We start from the raw sequence: 21,089 nt of genomic DNA on the forward strand, positions 1-21,089 counted from the left end.
GAATTTTCCTTCCATTTTTAAGACACAAACAAAGAAGGCAACCCTGAGGTTACCTCTTGACCCAATAATATGGATAGGAATATTTTATAGTATTTTGCAGGGAGTGTCAATCAAATGGCGTCTCCGGTCCCTTTTCCTTCTTGTAGCAGAAAAAGGAAGGGTCCCTATTTAAAAGGATCCTTCCTCTTCTTTATTTGGGATTTCCTCTTCCATCTCATCATAAACAGCAAGTGCCGCATAAAGACAGACCCCTGTAAAGCCACGGCTGGCAAGCTTTCTTGAAAGGGCCGCTTTGCCTTTGCGAGGTTCCGTTTGATATTTTTTTAGAAGCTTAGGAACTTCTTTCCGCGCAAACTCCTCCGCCCGCTCCCGTTCTTCCTCTTCGGAAACACCATCCAGCATATCTTTCACGACAGATGCCGGGATCTGCCGTTTTTCAAGCATGAGCCGAAGGTAATTTCGTCCATAGATGCCTTTTCTTCGCCAAGCATCAACGACATATCCGGCACAGCGAACATCATCAACAAAATGGCGCTCCCTAAGGGCCGCAAGGACCCTGTCCTGAAGCTCTTTATCACAGCCTCTTTCCGCAAGTTTATCCCGCAGTTCAAGGGAACTATGGTCCCGCATGGCAAGCCGGTCCAAGGCAAAATTATAGGCGTCGGCATAGGTGAGGAGCATTTTCTTGGGCTTAGCCCACACTGTCCGGATCTCCCTCCGGTTTTAAGATGTCTTCTGTTTGCGGGGCTGCTTCAAGGGCTGTCAGTCCGGCCGCTTCGCGGATACGATTTTCAATTTCAAAGGCCATTTCTGGGTGGTTCTTAAGAAACTCTTTCGTGTTTTCACGGCCCTGACCAATGCGTTCGTCCCCATAGGAGTACCACGCGCCGCTCTTACCAACGATGTTGTAAAGTACCCCCAAATCAACGAGGCATCCTTCGTGGGAAATCCCTTCTCCATACATGATATCGAATTCGGCCTGTTTGAAGGGAGGAGCTACCTTGTTCTTGACAACTTTGACACGGGTCCGGTTGCCGATGATGTCGTTGCCACTCTTGAGGCTCTCAATACGCCGTACATCCATACGAACCGTCGAATAGAACTTCAGGGCACGGCCACCCGTCGTTGTTTCCGGATTTCCGAACATGACACCCACTTTTTCACGGATCTGGTTGATAAAGACCGTCGCCGTACGGCTCTTGGAAATGATTCCCGTCAGTTTGCGCAGGGCCTGACTCATGAGACGAGCTTGAAGGCCAACGTGGGAATCGCCCATATCTCCCTCAATTTCCGCTTTTGGAACAAGGGCAGCAACGGAGTCGATGACAATGATGTCAATAGCGCCGCTGCGGACCAGGGCATCGCAAATTTCAAGGGCTTGTTCGCCCGTATCAGGCTGGGAAATCAAGAGGTTATCGATATCAACACCGAGATGGCGGGCATATTCCGGATCAAGGGCATGTTCAGCATCGATGAAGGCAGCGTAGCCTCCCCGTTTTTGCGCCTCAGCAATCATATGAAGGGCGACCGTCGTCTTACCAGAAGACTCTGGTCCATAGATTTCAATGATACGGCCACGGGGAATCCCGCCTACACCAAGGGCAATATCAAGGGACAACGCTCCTGTGGGAATGGTTTCAATATTCATCTTGGCACTGGCTGCCCCCAATTTCATGATGGAGCCTTTGCCAAAGTCCTTTTCAATTTGTTTGACTGCCGCGTCAAGGGCTTTGCCCTTTTCCGTTTCCATGCTCATTCCTTCATCTCCTTGTCAGTAATTACACATTCTATTATACAAACATTAGTTTGCGTCGTCAAGTTTTGCGTGTTTCCGGGGAAGAGCCTTCAGCTCTTCCGGCGTAAAGAGATATTTTTTACCACAGTAATGGCAGCGGACTTCGGTCTGGGGATCATCCAGCATGGAAGAAAACTCTGCTTCCGGCAGTCCTTCCAGCATGTGGGCGACCTTATCCCGACTGCAGCTGCAGTGAAAGGAAACAGGATGACAGTCAAGGATTTCCACGGCCATACCTTTTCCGATAAGCCGGATCATGTCTTCCGGACTGTGGCCAGAACGAAGCAGTTCTGTCACGTATGGCAAGGTAATGCAGTTATTTTCAAGCGTTTCGAGGAACTCATCGCTCGCGCCGGGAAGAGGCTGAACAAAATAACCTCCTGAAACGGCAATGGAGCCATCTTTATCGACAAGGACACCCAAAGCCACGACAGAAGGGGTCTGTTCCGAATCAAAGAGATACTTTGTCAGGTCTTCGGCAATCTCGCCGCTCTTTAAAAGGGCATAGCCGTTGAAGGGCATGCCCTTTTCCGGGCAGCGCGTCACAATAACGACGCCTTCATGACCTACACCGCCGCCAACATCAAGTTTGCCCTTTTTAAGGGGCAGCATGACTTCTGGATGTTCCACAAAGCCGCGAACCGTATAATTTGTGGCATCGGCCATGACCTCACCCAAGGGTCCATTGCCCTTGAAGCGGATGGTCACGCCTTCACCGTCCTTCATCGTGGCTGCAAGCAGCAGTGCGCCAGCTGCCGTGCGGCCCAGAGCGGCTGCGGCGACAGGACTCAGTCCGTGGATTTTATTCATATATTGTGTCAGGTGGGTTGTCGTCACGGCATAGACCCGGGCATCCCCGACAGTCGCCCGAATCAGGACATCTTCCTGGGTCATTTTAGAGCTGCCTCATAAGATTGATCATTTCAATCATGGATGCGGCCGTATCAGAGCCCTTGTTGCCGGCTTTGGTGCCAGCCCGTTCAACGGCTTGTTCGATATTTTCCGTGGTCAGGACGCCAAATCCGCAGGGAACACCCGTTTCCATATTGACAAGGGCAATTCCTTTGGAAACTTCATTGCAGACATAATCATAGTGACTTGTTGCGCCGCGGATAACAGCACCAAGGCAGATGATTCCATCATATTTACCGCTTTGGGCCATTTTCTTTGCGACCAGGGGAATCTCAAAAGCACCGGGCACCCAGGCAACCGTGATATCTTCCTCACGGGCCCCATGACGGACAAGGGTATCTTCTGCACCGGAAAGGAGCTTACTCGTAATGAATTCGTTGAAACGAGCGACGACAATCCCGAATTTGAGGCCTTGAGCCAGCAGTTTTCCTTCTACAATGTTCATTTCTTTTCTACCTCCACATCTTTTTCATGAAGCACATGGCCCATACGAACCTGCTTAGTGACCATATATTTATGATTGTAACAATTATCTTCCATAATGATTGGCACCGTTTCCGTAATGGTAATGCCGTACCCGGAAAGGCCGGCCCGTTTGGCGGGGTTATTCGTCATAAGACGGATGCTCGTCAGTCCCAGGTCGGAAAGGATCTGTGCACCGATACCATAGTCACGCTGATCCGGTTTAAAGCCCAGTTTTACATTGGCATCAACCGTATCAAGTCCCTGATCCTGCAAGGCATAGGCCCGGAGTTTATTGGCAAGCCCGATGCCTCGGCCTTCCTGACGCATATAAAGAACGACACCGCAGCCTTCTTTTTCAATCATGCGCAGAGCCGTACCCAGCTGGTCGCCGCAATCACAGCGCATGGAGCCCAAGGCATCCCCCGTAAGGCATTCGGAGTGGACACGGACAAGAACGTTCTTTTTGCCGGCCACATCGCCCTTGATAACAGCAACATGACACAGATCATCCAAATCGTTTTCGTAGCCAATGGCCCGGAAACTTCCGTACTTACTAGGCAGGGCGACATCTGCAATCCGGTGGACCATCTTTTCATTCTTTTTGCGATAGGCTACCAGATCAGCCACCGTGATGAACGTAAGGCCAAATCTTTCAGCAAAACGGGCCAGTTCTGGCGTACGGGCCATGGTTCCATCTTCGCTCATGATTTCGCAGCAGATTCCGGCTGGGGTAAGACCGGCAAGGCGGCACAGGTCCGTCGTGGTTTCTGTGTGCCCCGTACGGCGCATGACGCCGCCAATGACACTGCGCAGGGGGAAGACATGGCCAGGGCGTCGGAAGTCAGCCGGCAGGGCCTTAGGATCGGTTAATTTCTTGATGGTATAGGCCCGTTCTGCAGCCGAAATTCCTGTCGTGGTATCGACATGATCAATGGAAACCGTAAAGGCCGTTTCATGATTATCCGTGTTGTTGGCCACCATAGGTTCCAGTTGGAGGCGATCCAAAATCTTCCCGTCACAGGGGGCACAGATGAGGCCCTTGGCGTGGGTCGCCATGAAGTTGATGGCTTCCGGCGTCACAAAGTCAGCAGCCATGATCAGATCACCTTCATTTTCACGGTCTGGATCATCGGTCACAAGAACCATTTTACCGGCTTTGATGTCGGCAATGGCTTGTTCGATGGTCCCAAATTGATATTCTTTTTCCATATCCTTCATCTCCTTAGAGGAATCCATTTTCAAGAAGGGATGCCTTTGTAAGGCCCCCATCTAATTTATGATTAATGAGTTTTTCCACATATTTTCCGAGGATGTCCGTTTCCAGGTTCACCGCGTCACCAACCTTCTTTTTCCCCAAGGTCGTATCCTTAACAGTCAAAGGGATCAGGGACACGGAAAAGGCAGTTTCCGTCACATCCGTTAGCGTAAGACTGATGCCGTCAATGGCAATGGAGCCTTTTTTCACCATATAATGCAGGAGCTCCTTAGGTGCCGTTATGGTTGTCACCTTAGCAATCCCTTCAGGTACAATACGAGAAATTGTACCGACTCCGTCCACGTGGCCGAGAACCAGGTGTCCATCAAGGCCGGCTCCCAGTTTCAGGGTCTGTTCAAGATTGATGGGATCGCCTTTCTTTAACAAACCAATGGTCGTATGGCGGACCGTTTCAGGCATGACATCTACAGTAAAGCAGTGGGCATCAAAATGGGTCACTGTCAGGCAAGCCCCATTGCAGCATACACTTTCACCAACAAAAAGGGTCAGCGGAATCTTTTTTGCTTCAATGGTCAGACGATAAGAACTGCCTTCCCGACGAAGGGCATCCACACGACCCATTTCAGCAATCAGACCGGTAAACATCTGTCACACCCCCTTACGGGTAAGGCCCGTAACCAAAAGATCAGGTTCAAGGGGCAAAGTGGTCACTTCCTGAAGCGTCACTTTCTGCTCCATCGTGCTCGCGCCTTGACCGCCAATGGCAGGACGGCTTTTATTCCCGCCAATGAGGCTCGGTGCAATGAAAGCATAGACCCGTTCAACCAAGCCTGCATCAAAGAAAGCTCCATGGATATCGCTGCCTCCTTCGACAAGGACGCTGGTCACATCTTTTTTGGCAAGTTGCTGCAGGAGGTCAGAAAGATCCACATGCCCGTCCCTTTCCGCAGCCGTGAGGACCGAAACACCCGGCAGGTCAGCAAAGGCCCTGACCTTTTCCTGAAGGGCCTGCGGCGTGACGACAAGAAGCGTGTCTGCCGCCCCATCCGTAAAGACCTTACGTTCCAAGGGAAGGGACGCCTTGCTGTCAAGGATGATACGCAGGGGATTTTTTCCTTCCACGAGACGTACGGTAAGGGATGGATCATCCTGGGCCACGGTTTCTCGGCCCACCAGGATGGCGTCATACCAGCTGCGCAGGCGATGCGCATACGTTCTTGCCTTGACCCCGGTAATCCACTTGGAATCGCCAGAAACCGTAGCAATCTTGCCATCAAGGGTCATGGCGTACTTTAGAGCCACAAACGGACGGCCCGTCTTCATATAATGCATGAAGATCTCGTTTTGCCTGTAGGCTTTGTCTGCAAGGACACCGCTTACGACCTCAACACCTGCTTCTTCAAGGCGGCGAAAGCCGCGCCCCGATACACGGGGATTGGGGTCTGTGGCCGCGGCAACAACTTTTTTGATACCGGCCTTGATCAAGGCCTCACAACAGGGACCCGTCCTGCCATAGTGGGAACAGGGCTCCAAAGTCACATAAGCCGTAGCGCCTGCAGTCTTCTCGCCTGCGTCGTCCATGGCATTGATTTCGGCATGGGGCTCACCGGCCTTGTGATGATACCCTTTTCCCACCACGTGTCCATCAGGACTTACGATGACACATCCGACGAGCGGATTGGGACTTGTCGCCCCGCGGGCCTTTTCAGCAAGATCCAGGGCCATCTGCATATATTCCTCATCAGTCAAATTTGTTCACCTTCCTTAAAAAAGGCCATGCCTTCTCCTCGGGGAGATAGCACGGCCTTTACGGTTCTGTGGCTACACTGTCTTTTCTCATCCAGACTCTACTGTCGGTATTGGAATCTCACCAATTCATGCCCGAAGGCTCGCGGACTGTACCGCCGGTTGGGAATCTCACCCTGCCCCAAAGACAATTCCTATGAAATTGCGTCCTTATTATAACACAAGTCCCGACGCAAGAAAAGGGGGGGCCGGAGAGGCAATGTGCCTCCGGTCCCCCGCTCCCATCAGGAAAACAAGCTGATCTTGGTGCGTGTTCCATTTTCTGATACATAATAGAGATCGCCCATGTGAAGCTTTCCATCCAGAAGCTCAAACTGAGGCGCCACAATATCGCCGGATACGGATTTAATGGTCACATCATCAAACTTCAGCCGCTTATATTGATTGGAAAAAGCGCCACTGATTGAATCAAACTTTACAAGGGCATAGATTCCCTTGCCTGAAGTGAAGGTCCCATAGGTCACCGTGGACCGATTGTCCCCGTTGCAGCTCATGGTCAGATCCAGCTGGACCAGGGTCCTGAAGAAGGGAACCCCAGCGGCATCTTCACTATGAAGGTCGTGACCTTTGACATAGACATCATAGGCCTTGGTATCGATATTAAAACCGCCCGAGGCATCACAGGTGCCCCCAAAAACGTCAGCCGTCACGTTTTGGGCTCCAATATAACCGTCCTTGTACTTGAAATCGCCTCTTACATTGGTAAATTTAAGACCGGGCAAGTTCAGATTCTTCATATACAGCTGACCGATAATGATGGGTTCAGGCAATTTCCCTGTGACGGCTGCACTGGCCGTCACAGTTTCATGGATGTTGAGTCCAGTCCCCAGACTCGACGGATTGAGTTCACGGATGCCAAGATTGAGGTCATAAGTCGATACGGCAGGTTTCAAATCCACCGATCCTTGAATATCGACACCGCCCCCTTCCAGGGTTCCGCCCAGTTCCCCCGTGGAAAAGTCAATATCGATGCGGTCCTTGCTGTCATAATGGATGGCTGCATTGACATCCTTGAAGGTATGGACACGTTCCTTATAATATGCGGTAACCCTACAATGATTAAGGATGAGGTCCACATCAAGATTCTTTACTTTGACATCAAAATTCGGTTTCTTTTTTCCCTTTCCCTTTTTTTCTTTCTTCGGTTCCACCATATGGAAGCCGCGTATATGCATCTTATTGTCAAAGGAGAGCTCGATGCTGGCTCCGTTCAGTTCTACATTTGTGATGGTCGATGTCGAAGGACGGCGCATGATCAGATCCAAGGGTTTTACATGGAAATGACCATCAGGAACCGTTACTTTCGTACCGCTTTCATCCAAGGTCCAGACAAGATCCTCAAAGTGAACATGACCCAAAGGGGTTGCCGTAAGGCGCCCTACGGTAATGGTGCCTTCCAAGAAGTGCTGACGGGCGGCAATCATATTAAAGATGGCAGCCGCCTGGAGACTCAAGGCGTAAGCCACGGCAAAAAGGCCCACGATAACAGCAAAGACAATCCCGAGCGTATACTTGACCTTCCTTTTATGGCAGGACCAAAATTCGTGTCTATTCATGATTAGCGCAGATAACTAATTGCCTTTTTCATGTCAGGGGAGCCAAAAATATAGGACCCAGCAACAAGGACATCCGCGCCAGCCTCCCGCACAGCCTTGCCGGTTTCCTTATTGATTCCCCCATCCACTTCAATCAGGGTCTTATAACCGCCTTGTTTGATGCGTTCTTTCAAGCGGTGAATCTTATCAATGCTCGTTTCAATGAACTTCTGTCCTCCAAAACCAGGATTCACGGACATAATAAGAACCATATCCGCATAAGGGAGGACTTCTTCCACAAGGCAAAGAGGAGAAGCAGGGTTCAGGGCGACACCAGCCTTGATGCCCTTGCCATGAATGGCTTCCAGGACACGATGAAGGTGTTTCGTTGCTTCGGTGTGGATGACAATCATGTCAGCGCCAGCAGCTGCAAAAGCATCCACATAATTTTCCGGCTGTTCCACCATGAGATGACAGTCAAAGAACATATCGGTCTTCTTACGCAGACATTTTACTACAGGCGCTCCAAAGGTCAGGTTGGGTACAAAGCGTCCGTCCATGACGTCAATATGGACCCAGTCGGCACCGGCCGCCTTGATGCGGGCCGTTTCGTCGGCAAGACAGGAAAAATCAGACGATAGGATGGAAGGTGCTACAAGCGTCATCGTTTTTTACCTCTTTTCTTTTGTTCCGCCAATTCCTGACGGATCATGATACTGGAATCATACCGACTTTGGGCAATCTTTCCTTCTTGAAGTGCGGCTTTGACGGCACAATCCGGTTCATGGGTGTGAGTGCAGCCCGTAAAGCGGCACTGTCCTGCATAAGGGGCCAATTCGCGAAAACCCGCTTCGACAGAAGGCAATTCTAATTCTCGCAGGTCAATATTGCCAAAACCCGGCGTATCGACAATGAAGCCCCCTGCAAAAGGAAGAAGCTGCGCAAAACGCGTTGTGTGACGGCCTCGGCCAATCTTTTCACTGACGGCGCCTGTTTCAAGCGTCAAAGACGGGTCCAAATGGTTGAGGAGGGTCGACTTTCCTGCCCCGGAAGGGCCGCCGAAAGCCGATGTGAGACCGGTCATCTTTGCTCGAATGGGGTCAAGACCCTTTCCCTTTCGAGCTTCGACAAAATAGACAGGATAGCCTAACGGTTCATAGATGGCTCGTATCTGTTCAAGAAAGCCTTCCGCTGCCAGATCACACTTATTGATAACAAGGGCGGCAGGGATGTCATAGGCTTCAGCCAGGGCCAGGAGCTTATCAATGAGAAGGAAACTTGGGGCAGGATCTTTAGCAGCAAAGACGGCAAAAAGCCAATCCAGGTTTGCAACCAAGGGGCGCTGAAGGAGGTTCCTGCGCGGCAGGATAGTTTCAATCATGCCTTCTTCGCCCCTTGTCTCCAAGGTCACCCAGTCTCCGGCGGCAAGAAGGAAGCGAGCTTTTTTGAGCCGCCCCCGAACCTTTGCGGTATAAGTAACACCGTCACGCCCCAGGACGTAATAGTATCCGTTATAGGTCTTGATGATTCTGCCTGTAATCTCACTCAAAGGGAACGATCCTCCACTAGCGCGCCATTGACATAGAACTGGACACTGGCATCCTGTCCCAACGTTACGGTTTCCCTAAGGCGGGTTCCTGGCGCAGCGGACCCCGAATAAAGGACGCGGGAACTTGTGGCATCACTGGCCACGATTTTCACCTGTTTGGCACTGCCGCTGCCAGGAACCGTAAAGGAAACGGTATAGGTCTTTGCGGCTTGGGAAGGAGTCCCACTAGTTTCCTTCTGTTTCTTTTCTTCTTTTTTACCGCCGGAAACAATGAGAGTAACCACACTGCCTTCGGAAAGAACTTTGCCAAATTCCGGTTCAGCTCCTATGACGGTACCCTTAGGGGCGCTGTCTTCCTTGGTCGTGACACTGCCTACCATAAGGCCCATGGAAGACAGCCGTTCCCGGGCATCCGAAAGGGTAAGGCCCTTAAGGTCCGGTACGACGCTCTGTCCCTTGGAGATATTGACCACCAAGTCCACTTTGGTTCCAGCAGCCACTTTCTTCCCGGCTTCGATATCCTGACTGAGTACGGCTCCTTGAGCAGCCCCCTCCTTGTATTGAACGGTCACTTTCCCAACAGCAAGCTTTGCTGCATGGAGCATTTCGGTTGCCTCGGCCAGGTTCTTGCCTTTTAGGTCGGGAACCACACCAGGTTCAGCTCCCTTGCTGACCGTCAGCTGGATCTTCCGGCCAGCTTTGACATGGCTTCCAGCACCAGGGCTCTGTTTGATGACTGTTCCGGTTGGCACCTTGGCATCAAATTCTTCCTTCAAGGTAAAATCAAGGTTATTGTCCTTAAGGATGGCTTCCGCTTCCACAAGGGTCTTTCCCTTGACGTCCGGCACGGCAATATCCCCGCTGGAATATCCGACAAGGCCATAAATAAGGGCCGACAGCAGAAAGATGGCGCCAATGAAAAGGCCCAGCATCTTCTTGGTTTTATTCTTCTTGGGCGGCTCCTTTTCACCCGCGGCAGCTCCGTTGTCTGGATTTTCATCCCGCAGCGGCGTTTTATGCAAAAGGCCGTCCCCCATTTCCTCGCTGCGAATAATGATGGTTTCGTCACTCACCCCTTTATGGTGAGGGGAAAGCGATTCTTCCGCAGCCGTTTCCGCCTTACGCAGACGCGTCTCCACGCGGCGAAGGTCACTTAGGAAATCATCATCCGTCTTATAGCGAAGCAGGGGATTTTTGGCAAGGGCCTTGGTTACAATAGCGTCTAGGTCATAGGGAATTTCCGGGTCATAGCGACGGGCCGAGGGCGTCGGTGAAGTCAGGTGCTGCCGCGCCACTTCAGCCGGCGTATCCCCGTCATAGGGAAGCTGCCCGGTAAGCATCTCAAAAAGGACGACGCCAAGGGAATAAAGATCTGACTGAGCCGTTACCGGTTTTCCTGCGGCCTGTTCCGGCGATAGATAATAGACGGAACCAATGACGCCCCGTTCTTCGGACTCTGAGGGCTGCCCAAAGGCACGGGCAATCCCAAAGTCAGTAATCTTGGCGACCCCTTTCGTATCAATGAGGATATTCTGGCTCTTGACGTCACAATGAACGATGGCATGGTCATGGGCCTGCTTCAGGGCTGATGCAATGCCAATGGCATATTTGACAGCCGTTTGGTAATCAAGGGCACCGCTATCGGTAATGACTTCCTTGAGGGTCCTGCCTACGACATATTCCATAACGATGTAGTTGATGTCGTGTTCACTGCCAAAATCATAGATATTGACAATATTGGGGTGAGAAAGACCGGCTGCATTGCAGGCTTCCTGCCGGAAACGAGCGACAAAGTCCTTGTCCTGAATGAACTGATCCCGCAGGATCTTGATGCCCACGTCACGATGAAGAACCGTATCATATCCATGGAACACTTCGGCCATACCGCCGCCGCCCACTTTATCAATGATTTCATAACGATGATTGAGGGTTATTCTTTCTTCCATTCCGCAGCCTCCAGATCAATGATGATAAAGGAAATATTATCGTCACCGCCGGCCGTCATGGCCCCATTCATAAGGCCATCAGCCAGCCGGTCAAGATTCCGGTCTCCCATGATCCGTTCAATCTCGGCTTCGGAAATCATATTGGTGAGTCCATCGGAACACAGGAGCAGCTTCTGGGCACTGCCCAAGAGGATTTCAAAGGTATCGACAGCCACAGTTGGCTCCACCCCCACAGCACGGGTAATGACGTGCTTCTGGGAAGAGGTCCGTGCCTCCTCAGCCGTAATTTTCTTATGGCGCAGGAGTTCTGCCACATAGCTGTGGTCGCTCGTGACCTGCCGGAGCAGTCCCTCTCCATAAAGATAGATTCGGCTGTCTCCTACATGGGCCACATAGGCCGTTTCCCGGTTCGGCAGGTAAAGGGCCGTCAAGGTAGTCCCCATACCGGAAAGTGCTTTTTTTTCACTGGCAAGGTCGAAAATCTTTTTATTGATCCGAATGATTGCCGTTTCCAGGGAGGAAAGAATGTTTGTACGGTCCACCTGGGAAAGATCGAGGCTTTCCAAAAGATGGACGGCCTCATAACTTGCTACTTCCCCGGCATCGGCCCCACCCATGCCATCGGCAATGGCAAAAAGGTCTGGTTCCCGGACAAGGACACTGTCCTCATTGTTATGACGCACAAGACCGCGATTGGTCCGGCTGACTGCAATCATGCTTGTTCCTCCTTCAACTGGCTGGCCCGGAGCTGTCCACAGGCGGCATTGATATCCTTGCCCATTTCCTTCCGGACCGTCACATTGATATGACGCTTCTTGAGGTACTGGAAAAAGCGGTCCACATCCCGGTCTTCTGGGCGTCTAAAGCCTTTTTCCGGGACGGGATTGGCCGGAATGAGATTGACAACGCATTCCTTGCCCGAAAGGGCCTCAGCAAGAGCCCGGGCGTCTTCCTCACGATCATTGATACCCGCAAGGAGGATATATTCATACATGACCTGCCGGCCATTCATCTTTTCATAACGGCTGGCTGCGTCAATCACCTCAGGAAAAGGATACTTCCCGTTGATAGGCATAAGGCGGTCCCTCAAAGCGCCAGTTGCCGCATGGAGGGAAACCGCAAGATTGATGGTCCGTCCCTGCCGCGTCATTTCTTCAATGCCGGGAACAATACCGCAGGTCGAAATCGTCATATTGCGGTAGCTGATGCATTGTCCCTTGTCATGATGCATCAAGTCAAGAGCAGCCAACACATTGTCAAGGTTCAGCATGGGCTCTCCGCTCCCCATGATGACGATACGGCTGACACGTTCTCCCTTGGGGAGGAGAACATGATCGAAATAGTAAAGCTGGGCGAGGATTTCTCCAGCCGTAAGATTACGCATGAAACCATGAAGACCGCTGGCGCAGAAGGTACAGTTCATGGCGCAGCCCACTTGACTGGAAAGACACGCGCTGTAACCATAGTCATGATGCATAAGGACCGTCTCGACCGACGCCCCGTCAGAAAGACCAAGAAGGACCTTGTGAGTGAGCCTGTCCGCAGAATCATACGTGCGAAGAACTTTCACCGCGCCGGAAAGGATGCTATAGGTTCCTTCAAGAAGGGACCGATTCTCCTTGGAAAGGTTTGTCATTTCTTCAAAGGTCGTCGCCCCTTTTTCATAGATCCAACGGAAAACTTGCTCCGCCCGAAACTTCTTGAGTCCTAAAGCAAGGAATTCATCCTGCATCTGCTCAAGGGTAAGGCCCAAGATTTCTTTTTTTGTCATTTCATTCCACCTTCTCAAACAGGGCCAGATAGAACCCATCAATACCATCCCGCCAGGGAAGGATCTGGAGTTCTTCCACCCGCTCTCCCGTCACAGGATGGAGGAAGGCCTTGCTGCGAAATTCAGGATGGCTTTCCAGAAAGGCCGTGCGGACACGGCTGTTCTCATCCCGTTCCAAGGTACAGGTACTGTATAGGAGCCTGCCGCCGGGCTTCACACAAGCCGCGGCCTGGGCAAGGATCTTTTTCTGGAGGGGTGGGAACTGACTGAGGGTCCGTTCCTTTTTGGTCCAGCGCGCTTCTGCCCGACGGTTAAGGACACCGAGCCCCGAACAAGGCGCATCGACAAGAACCGCGTCAGCCCGATTTTCAAAACCAGGAAGGGGCTTTGTTCCATCATGAAGCAGGGCACGGATATTCGTGATCCCAAGACGAGTCGCATTTTCTTCAATAAGGGTAAGACGATGGTCATGGATATCCATGGCAATGATTTTCCCCTTGTTTTCCATCTTTTGCGCCAGATGGGTTGTCTTGCCGCCTGGGGCAGCACAAAAATCAAGGACCAAGTCCCCCGGTTTAGGGGCAAGCACATCTGCATCCAGCATGGAACTTTCATCTTGGATGTAAAGGAAGCGTCCCCATTCCTTCATGAGGGTTTCAAGGCTGGGTAAATGCCGGCAAACAATCCCGTCAGGTGACCATTTGGAAGGTTCCACCTCACAGCCATCAGCCTGGAGCCGCTCCAAGAGGGTCTTTCTGGATATGAAAAGGGTATTGACGCGCAGGCAAAGGGACGGAACTGCATTATCATAAGCACACATAGCCTCCGCTTCGGGAAGTCCAAAGCGGAACTTCCAGCGTCGCACGAGCCACTCAGGATGATAATAAGTAAGGGCCAGACGCAGTGTCGCGTCCTCTTCTTTCTGCGGGAACTGCCATGTAGCCTTGGTCCGTGACAGTTGGCGCAGGACCCCATTCACGAGCTTGACACTGTTTTCATTCACATAATAACGGGCCAGGTTGGCACACTCATTGACAGCGGCCGAATCTGGGATACGTTCGAGATAAAGGATCTGATAAGCCCCCATACGGAGGATGGTGCGCAGACGAGGTGCCATCTTCCGAAAGGGACGGTTGATGACCCTGCACAGGTACCAATCAAGGGTCCCCGTTGTCTTCACGGTTCCGTAGACAAGTTCCGTACACAGTTTACGGTCGAGCGAAGACAACCCATTTCCCCTCAGGGCCTTATTCAGGGCAAGATTTGCATAGGCACCGCGTTCATAGATCTCATCGAGGACAAGCAGGGCCAGTTCCCTTGGATTTTGGGCATCATGCATGGTCATTATCCTTTCCACTGATAAAGGTCTTGATTTCTTCTTCGATGGCATCAATATCTACACTGGTGTTGAAACAGGGCCCATTGGGACGCCGGTTCAAGACGCCAATGACGGGCATGGGAAAGACATCTTGAATACCGCTTGTAAGGTCGCGCTCACAGGCCACGGCTAGGATAGCCTTCGGACGCACCTTCTTTACGGCCTGCCGGGCAAGGGTTCCGCCGGTTACGATATAGACATGAACGCCATATTTCTGGGATAGATGAAGCAGGTCCCCAACGCCGCAGCGACCGCATTGATGACAGTTATGGATGTCCCGTGTAACCTTGTAGGGACAGGTATCCAGCTGCAGGCAGTGAGGCGTGAGAATCATGAGACGGTCCGCAGGCACTTTGATGTGCTGGCGCCGGACCAAATGGTTGCTCACTTCGATAAAAGACTGCTCTATCCGCATCTTTGAAATGTGCATCATCTCCCCAAGGAAGATGGCAATGGGGTAAATCAGGTTGATGACATTCCACGCCCAGAAATAAAAGAACCGGATCGTAGGGAATCCCAGAATGGCCAGGACAATCCCACCAATCCCCACAAAAAGGCTGAGGGCAAGAAAAAGAACTGCAAGACCCACAACAAGGGGCAAGGCGGGATGTAATGCGGCAAGACCGGGAACCATGATGTGCCACAGGCCATACGCTGCTCCGCCCATAAGAAGGGCGGCAAGGGAAATAAGCACAATAAAAAGCCGTTTCTTAGGTCTACTCACGATTATCATTCCTTACGAAAGGATCTCTCCAACTGCAATCTGCTGACCATTTACAAATGACTGGGCCGCCATTGCCCGTTTGCCTTCAGGCTGACATTCAAGGACAGCAAGGACGCCCGTGCCGCAGGCAATGTGAAAGCCCTTGCTGTCTGCCTCGAGGATCTGTCCTGGTTGAGCTTGCTCAGCCGATCCGGGAAGAACATGGCTCTTCCAAACCTTCAGTCGTTTGCCGTCCGGCAGAATCGTATACGTGCCCGGCCAGGGGTTAAAGGCACGAATCTGATTGTGAAGGGTATCTGCAGAAAGCGTCCAGTCAAGATGTTCCATATCCCGCGTGATCAGCGATGCGTACGTTGCTTTGGTCTCTTCTTGGGGTTCTGCGGTCACGGTCCCTGCTGATAGGTCATCAATGGTCTGAAGAAGCAGGGCAGCGCCCTTTTCCTTTAATTCATCATGAAGTTCACCCTGCGTCATTTCCGGCCCAATGGGCACGGAAACTTTTTCCAGCATGGCGCCTGTATCCATTCCGGTATCCATCTGCATAATGGTCACGCCAGCTTTTTTCTCGCCCTTTAAGATTGCATAATGAATAGGTGCGGCGCCGCGGTAGGCCGGCAGCAGGGAAGCATGGACATTGATGCAGCCAAAAGGCGGCAGGTCCAATAGAGCCTTGGGCAGGAACTGTCCAAAAGCCGCTACGACGATCAAATCAGGGGAAAGGCGCTTCATTTCTTCCATAAAGGCCGGATCTTTCACCCGTTCCGGTTGAAGGACCGGCAGATTCACGGCAAGGGCATATTCCTTGACCGCACTCATCATCAGCTTATGGCCCCGTCCCTTGGGACGGTCCGGCTGGGTCACAACAGCAAGAATCTCATGTTTTTGCTGTTTCACTAAGGCCCGGAGACTGGAGGCAGCAAATTCCGGGGTTCCCATAAATACAAGCTTCACGATTTATTCCGCCTTCCTTTTGGGGCTCAGGCTCAAGGCCCGATCAATGAAGAGGATCCCATCCAAATGATCACATTCATGCTGCAGGGCACGAGCTAGGAGCCCGCTTGCTGTAAGGCGCCAATGACCGCCTTTGCGGTCCTGGAACCGGACCGTCACTTCAGCCGCGCGTTTAACTTCCCCTTCATAATCATCCACGCTGAGGCATCCTTCCGTATCGATTTCCTCGCCTTTGAATTCAGAAAGGACAGGATTTACAAACTCCCGGATGCCTGCCCCATCGTCGGCATCAATGACAATCATACGCTTGGAAAGGCCAATTTGGGGAGCAGCCAGGCCACAGCCGTTGTTGGCATACATGGATTCAGCCATGGCTTTCAGGGTCTTTTCCAATTTCTTATCAAAACGGGTAACGGCTTCTGCCTTCTCGCGAAGGATTGGAGCCCCAACTTTTACAATCGGTAATAGGGACATGGTTCTCTCCTTTTTATCATTCATGCGGTCTTTTTCTTCCCACTCAGGAAAAGTGGGCCTTGACGCAGTTATTTTACCCTTTATTTTATCACATATGACCAGGGGAATGCACGTTTTTAGACGGCAATGCCGCAAAGCCAAAAAGGGCCATTGCAGATGGCCCTGCAATGGCCTCTAGATAACGCTGATGGGATCGACATCAAAATATAGGTTTCCATTTTCCAGAAATCCAGAAGCCCGGATCCAGTCCTTGATTGGCTTCATATGCTGGCTCTTGATGAGGACATTGACGCGCCAGACCCTGTTAACAACGGGCACAAGGGCCGGAAAGGGCCCAAGGATCTGGTATGGCACCTTAGACTCCAACTGAAAGGCTTCCAAGGCATTAACAAAGCGCTGGGCAAGTTCCAAGGCTTTTGTCTCACTTTCATGATGAACCGTCATCTTCAGCATGGTCACAAACGGCGGATATTGAAGATCCTGACGCTGCTTCAGCTCATCCCTGGCAAAGGATACGTAATCTTGTTCGGCCGCCATGCGCAGGATAGGATTTTCCGCATCGTAGGCCTGAAAAATAACACGTCCCGGCTTATCCCCCCGCCCGGCTCGGCCAGCCGCCTGTGTCAAAAGGGCAAAACAGCGCTCACCGCTGCGAAAGTCAGGCAAGTTGAGGGTGGAATCAGCAGAAAGGATTCCGACAAGAGTCACATTGGGCACATCATGTCCCTTGGCAACCATCTGTGTTCCCAAAAGGACGTTGTACTCGCCGCTGCGAAAAGCGCGCATGATCTTTTCATGGGAAAATTTCCTTGCCGTCGTATCCTGATCCATCCGCAAGGGACGGATGCCTTCGCAGAGGGTCCTGAGACTCTCTTCTGCCTTTTCCGTTCCCGTTCCAAAAAAACGGATCCGTTTGCTCCCGCATTTGGGACAGACCTTAGGTACCGGTTCTGTGTGACCGCAGTAATGACAGACAAGCTGTGCCTGTTTGGCATGATACACAAGGGCGACGGCACAATTGGGACACTGGATTGATTCACCGCAGTCACGACACATGACAAAAGTCGAAAAACCGCGGCGGTTAAGCAGGATAATAGCCTGCTCACCGGACTTGACCGTCTCTTCAATGGCATCACGGAGCGTATCGGAAAAGACGCTTTTATTGCCTTTTTGCAGCTCTTCCCGCATATCGACAATGGAAACGGCCGGCAGATGAGCCCCCTTATGGGCACGCTCATTCATGATAAGTTCCGTATAGCGTCCTTTTTGGGCCCAGTAGTACGTTTCCAGATCCGGCGTTGCGCTACCCAAGACGACAGGCGCACCGTGAGCGTTGGCCCTTACTTGGGCAACAAGGCGGGCGTTGTAGCCCGGCCGTTCTTCCTGCTTGTAGGTACTTTCGTGTTCTTCATCGATGACGACAAGTCCCAAATCCTTGAAAGGACAAAAAACGGCACTCCGAACCCCAATCAGGACGCGGGCCTTTCCGTTTCTCATCCGGTCCCAGACATCAGCCCGTTCCGAGGCCGATAATTTGGAATGGGCCACGGCGACAGCATTGCCAAACCAGGACTTGAAGCGTTTCACAATCTGATCCGTAAGGGCAATTTCAGGTACCAGGACCATGACTTGTTTTCCATCCCGCAGAGCCTTATCGGTCAGGCGCAGATAGACCTCGGTCTTACCGCTTCCGGTCACCCCACGCAAAAGAAACGTATGGAACGTTCCCCTCTTGCGGCAGATTTCGACGGCATTGATGGCCGCTTGCTGCTCATCGGTAAGGATCATTTCATCCCTGGGAGCAGCGTCCGCATGGTAGCTGTCACGCAGGACCCGCTGCTTTCCTTCGGTAAGGATGCCTTTTGACACAAGGTTCCGGATGACGCCAGCTGATACGCCGCGGTCCTCAAGGACACGCACAGGAAGCGGATTCGTTCCTTGCAGAAGGGAAAGAACAAGGAGCTGTCCTTTCCCGCGCAGAATCCCCGCTTCTTTCTGGGCGAGACCATCTGTCGAAAGAGCAACGGTCCGTTCGAATTTTTCCTTAAGTTTATAGGTAACTTCATAGGTCAAGGAAACCGCTTTCTTGGTGATCAGGCCTTTAAGGGCCCCTTCCCCCCCCTCAAGACGGGCAATCTCTCGGCGTGTCATGGCCCCTTCTTGGGCTAAATAGGTGTAAAGGCTCCTTTCCCTTTCGGAAAGGAGCCCTTCTGCACCGGGCTCAGCATAGTAGCGTCCTACGGCAGCAATGCTTTTTTTGCCAGGAATAAAAAGCCGCAGGGCCTCTGCCAAAGGACAGAGGTAGTACTGGGCAATCCAGTGGGCAGTTCCCAGCATCTCCTCATCAAACCAAGGTTCCGTCCCGACGACGTCGACAATGGATTTGATTGCAAGGCTGGCATCAGGAGCTTCATCTGCCTCTACGATGAAGCCTTCCAGGAGCTGCCGTCCGAAAGGCACCACGACCCGCCAGCCTTCACCAATAAAGTCCAGGCTGGGAGGAACCTTGTAGGTAAATTGCCGGAAGAGGTTCTTAAGGGGCAGGTTGACAGCAACCTTTGCATAATCCATATCAATTCAACGCCTTTTTCAGTTCATCCACTTTATCAAGCCGCTCCCAAGGCAAGTCTACGTCTGTCCGGCCAAAATGTCCGTAAGTCGCGGTCTGTTTGTAAATCGGGCGGCGCAGGTCAAGGCTGCGAATGATTCCTGCCGGCGTCAGGGAGAAGGTCTCTTCGATGAGATCTGCAATTTGGGCATCATCGATGACCCCTGTTCCATACGTATTGACGCTGATGGAAACGGGCCGAGCCACACCAATGGCATAGGCAAGCTGGATTTCGCAGCGTTTGGCAAGTCCAGCTGCAACAACATTCTTTGCTACATAACGGGCTGCATAAGCAGCGGAACGATCCACCTTCGTTGGATCTTTACCGGAGAACGCACCACCGCCGTGACGGGCCATGCCGCCATAGGTATCAACAATGATCTTCCGGCCTGTCAGTCCGGAGTCACCTTGGGGGCCGCCGATTACAAAACGGCCTGTCGGATTGATATGGTATTTGGTTTTTTCATCGAGGAACCCCTCGGGAACAATGGGACGGATGACCTGTTCCATGATATCCCGACGCAGGGTTTCCTGACTGACCTCTTCGCTGTGCTGGGCCGACACAACAATCGTATCGACGCGGATAGGGCAATCGCCGTCATACTCTACGGTCACCTGTGTCTTTCCATCAGGACGCAGGTAAGGCAGGGTTCCATTCTTGCGAACCTCAGCCAAGCGACGGGCCAAACGGTGGGCCAGCGAAATGGGAAGCGGCATATATTCCGGCGTTTCATCCGTGGCATAGCCAAACATCATGCCCTGATCACCGGCACCGATCTTGTCATCACTGTCCTCTTTACCCTGCTTGGCTTCATCCGATTCATTGATGCCCTGAGCAATATCCGGGGACTGTTCATCAATGGAGATGAGGACGCCGCAGGTCGATCCATCAAACCCGTATTTGGCACGGTCATAGCCGATATCAATAACGGTCTGGCGGGCAATCTTGGCAATATCAACATAGCAGTCCGTGGAAATTTCCCCAACCACATGGATCTGACCGGTTGCCACAAGCGTTTCACAGGCAACGCGGGCATAGGGATCTTTGGCAAGGATAGCATCCAGGACAGCGTCAGAGATCTGATCGGCAATTTTGTCAGGATGTCCCTCGGTTACGGATTCTGACGTAAAGAATTTTCTCATGATTCCTCCTTTGGGTAAGAAAAAAGGCTCTCACGATGAGAGTCCTTATCTTCTCTCATCTTACAATCATTACATTGCAGGATTTAGCACCGTTGGCCATGAGGCCATGGTTGCTGTGGGTTCATAGGGCCATTCCCTCCGCCACTCTTGATGAGCATATGGAATTTTGACAATTTATTATACCCGAAAACAGTAGGAATAGCAAGGGGCACACTGGTCATTCCTCAGACCAGGAATCAGGCCGAATGGATACAGAGTGTGAACCCATAGCTTAAGAAAGATGACTTGGAAACCGTGGATCCATGCCTCATCGTACAAGGATTCGTTTCACGTAGGAGAGCCTTGCCTGGGGGCTTTTCCTTCTACCCACGTGCCGTTACCTCCCACGTCCTGCCATCAAGACAGCCATGTCCACCTTGCCAAGGAAAAATCAAATTACCAAGAAAAGAAAAAAAGAGGCCGCAAAAAATGAATGAAATGTACCCTCTTTACTGGACACCCAGTAAGGAGGGTACATTTTGCGTTATACGACTGAATTTAAGCTGATGTGTGTAGAACTTTATCGTCAAGGTAAGTGGGTAAAAACACCTAAAGGAATTAAAACAGCAAATTTTCGTAACAAGATTCGTACTTGGAATCGTATCGAACAGGCTGGCGGACCGGAAGCATTGTGTCACAAAGCACATTACAAGGCATGGTCCCCAGAGGAGAAACTTGAATTGGTTTCACAAGTAAATGCCGGACAGTCAATGATGGCTGTCGCCTGTCAATATGGTATGAGCTATAGTCTTTTGTACCAATGGGTTCGTAAATACA

At 51.7% G+C, this 21,089-nt stretch carries 20 protein-coding genes and 2 riboswitches; of the genes, 1 reads left to right on the top strand and 19 read right to left on the bottom strand.

Translation table 11 applies throughout. The annotated features are described in order from the left end of the window. Positions 1–168 precede the first annotated feature (168 nt). From H503_RS0104700 to metK, 19 genes are all read right to left on the bottom strand, one after another. A complete protein-coding gene (locus tag H503_RS0104700; protein ID WP_016459968.1) occupies positions 169–702 on the bottom strand; it encodes a regulatory protein RecX in 534 nt (177 codons plus the stop codon). Then, positions 692–1,756: a recombinase RecA gene (gene recA / locus H503_RS0104705; RefSeq protein ID WP_014128112.1), complete on the bottom strand. Its 1,065-nt coding sequence runs from the start codon at positions 1,754–1,756 to the stop codon at positions 692–694. The genes H503_RS0104700 and recA overlap by 11 nt, the downstream gene beginning before the upstream one ends. Positions 1,757–1,801: 45 nt before the next feature. Next, on the bottom strand, positions 1,802–2,689 hold the full coding sequence (hslO, locus tag H503_RS0104710; protein ID WP_009015876.1) for an Hsp33 family molecular chaperone HslO: 888 nt from the start codon (positions 2,687–2,689) through the stop codon (positions 1,802–1,804). A gap of 1 nt (position 2,690) precedes the next feature. After that, the gene (gene ribH, locus H503_RS0104715) at positions 2,691–3,152 is read right to left on the bottom strand and encodes a 6,7-dimethyl-8-ribityllumazine synthase (protein ID WP_009015877.1); all 462 of its coding nucleotides are present in this window, start codon (positions 3,150–3,152) and stop codon (positions 2,691–2,693) included. Next, positions 3,149–4,381 carry a bifunctional 3,4-dihydroxy-2-butanone-4-phosphate synthase/GTP cyclohydrolase II gene (locus tag H503_RS0104720; RefSeq protein WP_009015878.1) on the bottom strand — a complete coding sequence of 411 codons (1,233 nt, stop codon included), beginning with the start codon at positions 4,379–4,381 and terminating at the stop codon, positions 3,149–3,151. Before H503_RS0104720 ends, ribH begins: the two co-directional genes overlap by 4 nt. 13 nt (positions 4,382–4,394) lie before the next feature. Next, complete coding sequence (locus H503_RS0104725; protein WP_009015879.1) at positions 4,395–5,033, bottom strand: riboflavin synthase; 639 nt, start codon at positions 5,031–5,033, stop codon at positions 4,395–4,397. Positions 5,034–5,036: 3 nt separating this feature from the next. After that, entirely contained in the window at positions 5,037–6,137 is a 1,101-nt protein-coding gene (ribD, locus tag H503_RS0104730; RefSeq protein ID WP_009015880.1) for a bifunctional diaminohydroxyphosphoribosylaminopyrimidine deaminase/5-amino-6-(5-phosphoribosylamino)uracil reductase RibD, read from the bottom strand. Positions 6,138–6,212: 75 nt separating this feature from the next. Further along, positions 6,213–6,327: riboswitch (FMN riboswitch) on the bottom strand. A 91-nt stretch (positions 6,328–6,418) separates the two neighbouring features. Continuing rightward, positions 6,419–7,750 carry a translocation/assembly module TamB domain-containing protein gene (locus H503_RS0104735; RefSeq protein WP_009015881.1) on the bottom strand — a complete coding sequence of 444 codons (1,332 nt, stop codon included), beginning with the start codon at positions 7,748–7,750 and terminating at the stop codon, positions 6,419–6,421. Positions 7,751–7,752: 2 nt separating this feature from the next. After that, positions 7,753–8,394: a ribulose-phosphate 3-epimerase gene (rpe, locus tag H503_RS0104740; protein ID WP_009015882.1), complete on the bottom strand. Its 642-nt coding sequence runs from the start codon at positions 8,392–8,394 to the stop codon at positions 7,753–7,755. After that, positions 8,391–9,278 (bottom strand): ribosome small subunit-dependent GTPase A, encoded by an 888-nt coding sequence (gene rsgA / locus H503_RS0104745; protein WP_009015883.1) that lies wholly within the window; start codon positions 9,276–9,278, stop codon positions 8,391–8,393. The genes rpe and rsgA overlap by 4 nt, the downstream gene beginning before the upstream one ends. Then, positions 9,275–11,224, bottom strand: a complete 1,950-nt coding sequence (gene pknB / locus H503_RS0104750; RefSeq protein ID WP_009015884.1) for a Stk1 family PASTA domain-containing Ser/Thr kinase — start codon at positions 11,222–11,224, stop codon at positions 9,275–9,277. Before pknB ends, rsgA begins: the two co-directional genes overlap by 4 nt. Beyond that, the gene (locus tag H503_RS0104755; RefSeq protein WP_009015885.1) at positions 11,209–11,940 is read right to left on the bottom strand and encodes a Stp1/IreP family PP2C-type Ser/Thr phosphatase; all 732 of its coding nucleotides are present in this window, start codon (positions 11,938–11,940) and stop codon (positions 11,209–11,211) included. The genes pknB and H503_RS0104755 overlap by 16 nt, the downstream gene beginning before the upstream one ends. Further along, complete coding sequence (gene rlmN / locus H503_RS0104760) at positions 11,937–12,995, bottom strand: dual-specificity RNA methyltransferase RlmN (RefSeq protein WP_009015886.1); 1,059 nt, start codon at positions 12,993–12,995, stop codon at positions 11,937–11,939. Before rlmN ends, H503_RS0104755 begins: the two co-directional genes overlap by 4 nt. A 1-nt stretch (position 12,996) precedes the next feature. Next, positions 12,997–14,334 carry a 16S rRNA (cytosine(967)-C(5))-methyltransferase RsmB gene (gene rsmB, locus H503_RS0104765; protein ID WP_009015887.1) on the bottom strand — a complete coding sequence of 446 codons (1,338 nt, stop codon included), beginning with the start codon at positions 14,332–14,334 and terminating at the stop codon, positions 12,997–12,999. After that, positions 14,327–15,106, bottom strand: a complete 780-nt coding sequence (locus H503_RS0104770) for a DUF116 domain-containing protein (RefSeq protein WP_009015888.1) — start codon at positions 15,104–15,106, stop codon at positions 14,327–14,329. Before H503_RS0104770 ends, rsmB begins: the two co-directional genes overlap by 8 nt. A gap of 3 nt (positions 15,107–15,109) precedes the next feature. Further along, on the bottom strand, positions 15,110–16,048 hold the full coding sequence (fmt, locus tag H503_RS0104775) for a methionyl-tRNA formyltransferase (protein ID WP_009015889.1): 939 nt from the start codon (positions 16,046–16,048) through the stop codon (positions 15,110–15,112). Positions 16,049–16,051: 3 nt separating this feature from the next. Beyond that, positions 16,052–16,522 (bottom strand): peptide deformylase, encoded by a 471-nt coding sequence (def, locus tag H503_RS0104780; protein WP_016459963.1) that lies wholly within the window; start codon positions 16,520–16,522, stop codon positions 16,052–16,054. A 174-nt stretch (positions 16,523–16,696) separates the two neighbouring features. After that, entirely contained in the window at positions 16,697–19,093 is a 2,397-nt protein-coding gene (gene priA / locus H503_RS0104785) for a primosomal protein N' (RefSeq protein ID WP_009015891.1), read from the bottom strand. Position 19,094: 1 nt separating this feature from the next. After that, the gene (gene metK, locus H503_RS0104790; protein ID WP_367281724.1) at positions 19,095–20,276 is read right to left on the bottom strand and encodes a methionine adenosyltransferase; all 1,182 of its coding nucleotides are present in this window, start codon (positions 20,274–20,276) and stop codon (positions 19,095–19,097) included. Positions 20,277–20,325: 49 nt separating this feature from the next. Beyond that, positions 20,326–20,430: riboswitch (SAM riboswitch) on the bottom strand. A gap of 361 nt (positions 20,431–20,791) precedes the next feature. Between metK and H503_RS0104795 the strand changes: the two genes are divergently transcribed. Further along, positions 20,792–21,089: transposase (locus H503_RS0104795; protein WP_026385381.1), on the top strand; the 298-nt coding region annotated here is incomplete at its 3' end.

Origin of the sequence: Acidaminococcus intestini DSM 21505 (assembly GCF_000425045.1) — a bacterium.
Taxonomy (GTDB): Bacteria; Bacillota; Negativicutes; order Acidaminococcales; family Acidaminococcaceae; genus Acidaminococcus; species Acidaminococcus intestini.

Excerpts from the sequence above, each read along its gene's own strand:
- H503_RS0104725 (WP_009015879.1), bottom strand. The coding sequence starts at position 5,033 with ATGTTTACCGGTCTGATTGCTGAAATGGGTCGTGTGGATGCCCTTCGT.
- H503_RS0104755 (WP_009015885.1), bottom strand. The coding sequence starts at position 11,940 with ATGATTGCAGTCAGCCGGACCAATCGCGGTCTTGTGCGTCATAACAAT.
- priA (WP_009015891.1), bottom strand. The coding sequence starts at position 19,093 with ATGGATTATGCAAAGGTTGCTGTCAACCTGCCCCTTAAGAACCTCTTC.
- H503_RS0104735 (WP_009015881.1), bottom strand. The coding sequence starts at position 7,750 with ATGAATAGACACGAATTTTGGTCCTGCCATAAAAGGAAGGTCAAGTAT.
- recA (WP_014128112.1), bottom strand. The coding sequence starts at position 1,756 with ATGAGCATGGAAACGGAAAAGGGCAAAGCCCTTGACGCGGCAGTCAAA.
- H503_RS0104770 (WP_009015888.1), bottom strand. The coding sequence starts at position 15,106 with ATGATAATCGTGAGTAGACCTAAGAAACGGCTTTTTATTGTGCTTATT.
- ribH (WP_009015877.1), bottom strand. The coding sequence starts at position 3,152 with ATGAACATTGTAGAAGGAAAACTGCTGGCTCAAGGCCTCAAATTCGGG.
- hslO (WP_009015876.1), bottom strand. The coding sequence starts at position 2,689 with ATGACCCAGGAAGATGTCCTGATTCGGGCGACTGTCGGGGATGCCCGG.
- def (WP_016459963.1), bottom strand. The coding sequence starts at position 16,522 with ATGTCCCTATTACCGATTGTAAAAGTTGGGGCTCCAATCCTTCGCGAG.
- rlmN (WP_009015886.1), bottom strand. The coding sequence starts at position 12,995 with ATGACAAAAAAAGAAATCTTGGGCCTTACCCTTGAGCAGATGCAGGAT.
- rpe (WP_009015882.1), bottom strand. The coding sequence starts at position 8,394 with ATGACGCTTGTAGCACCTTCCATCCTATCGTCTGATTTTTCCTGTCTT.
- H503_RS0104720 (WP_009015878.1), bottom strand. The coding sequence starts at position 4,381 with ATGGAAAAAGAATATCAATTTGGGACCATCGAACAAGCCATTGCCGAC.
- rsmB (WP_009015887.1), bottom strand. The coding sequence starts at position 14,334 with ATGCATGATGCCCAAAATCCAAGGGAACTGGCCCTGCTTGTCCTCGAT.
- pknB (WP_009015884.1), bottom strand. The coding sequence starts at position 11,224 with ATGGAAGAAAGAATAACCCTCAATCATCGTTATGAAATCATTGATAAA.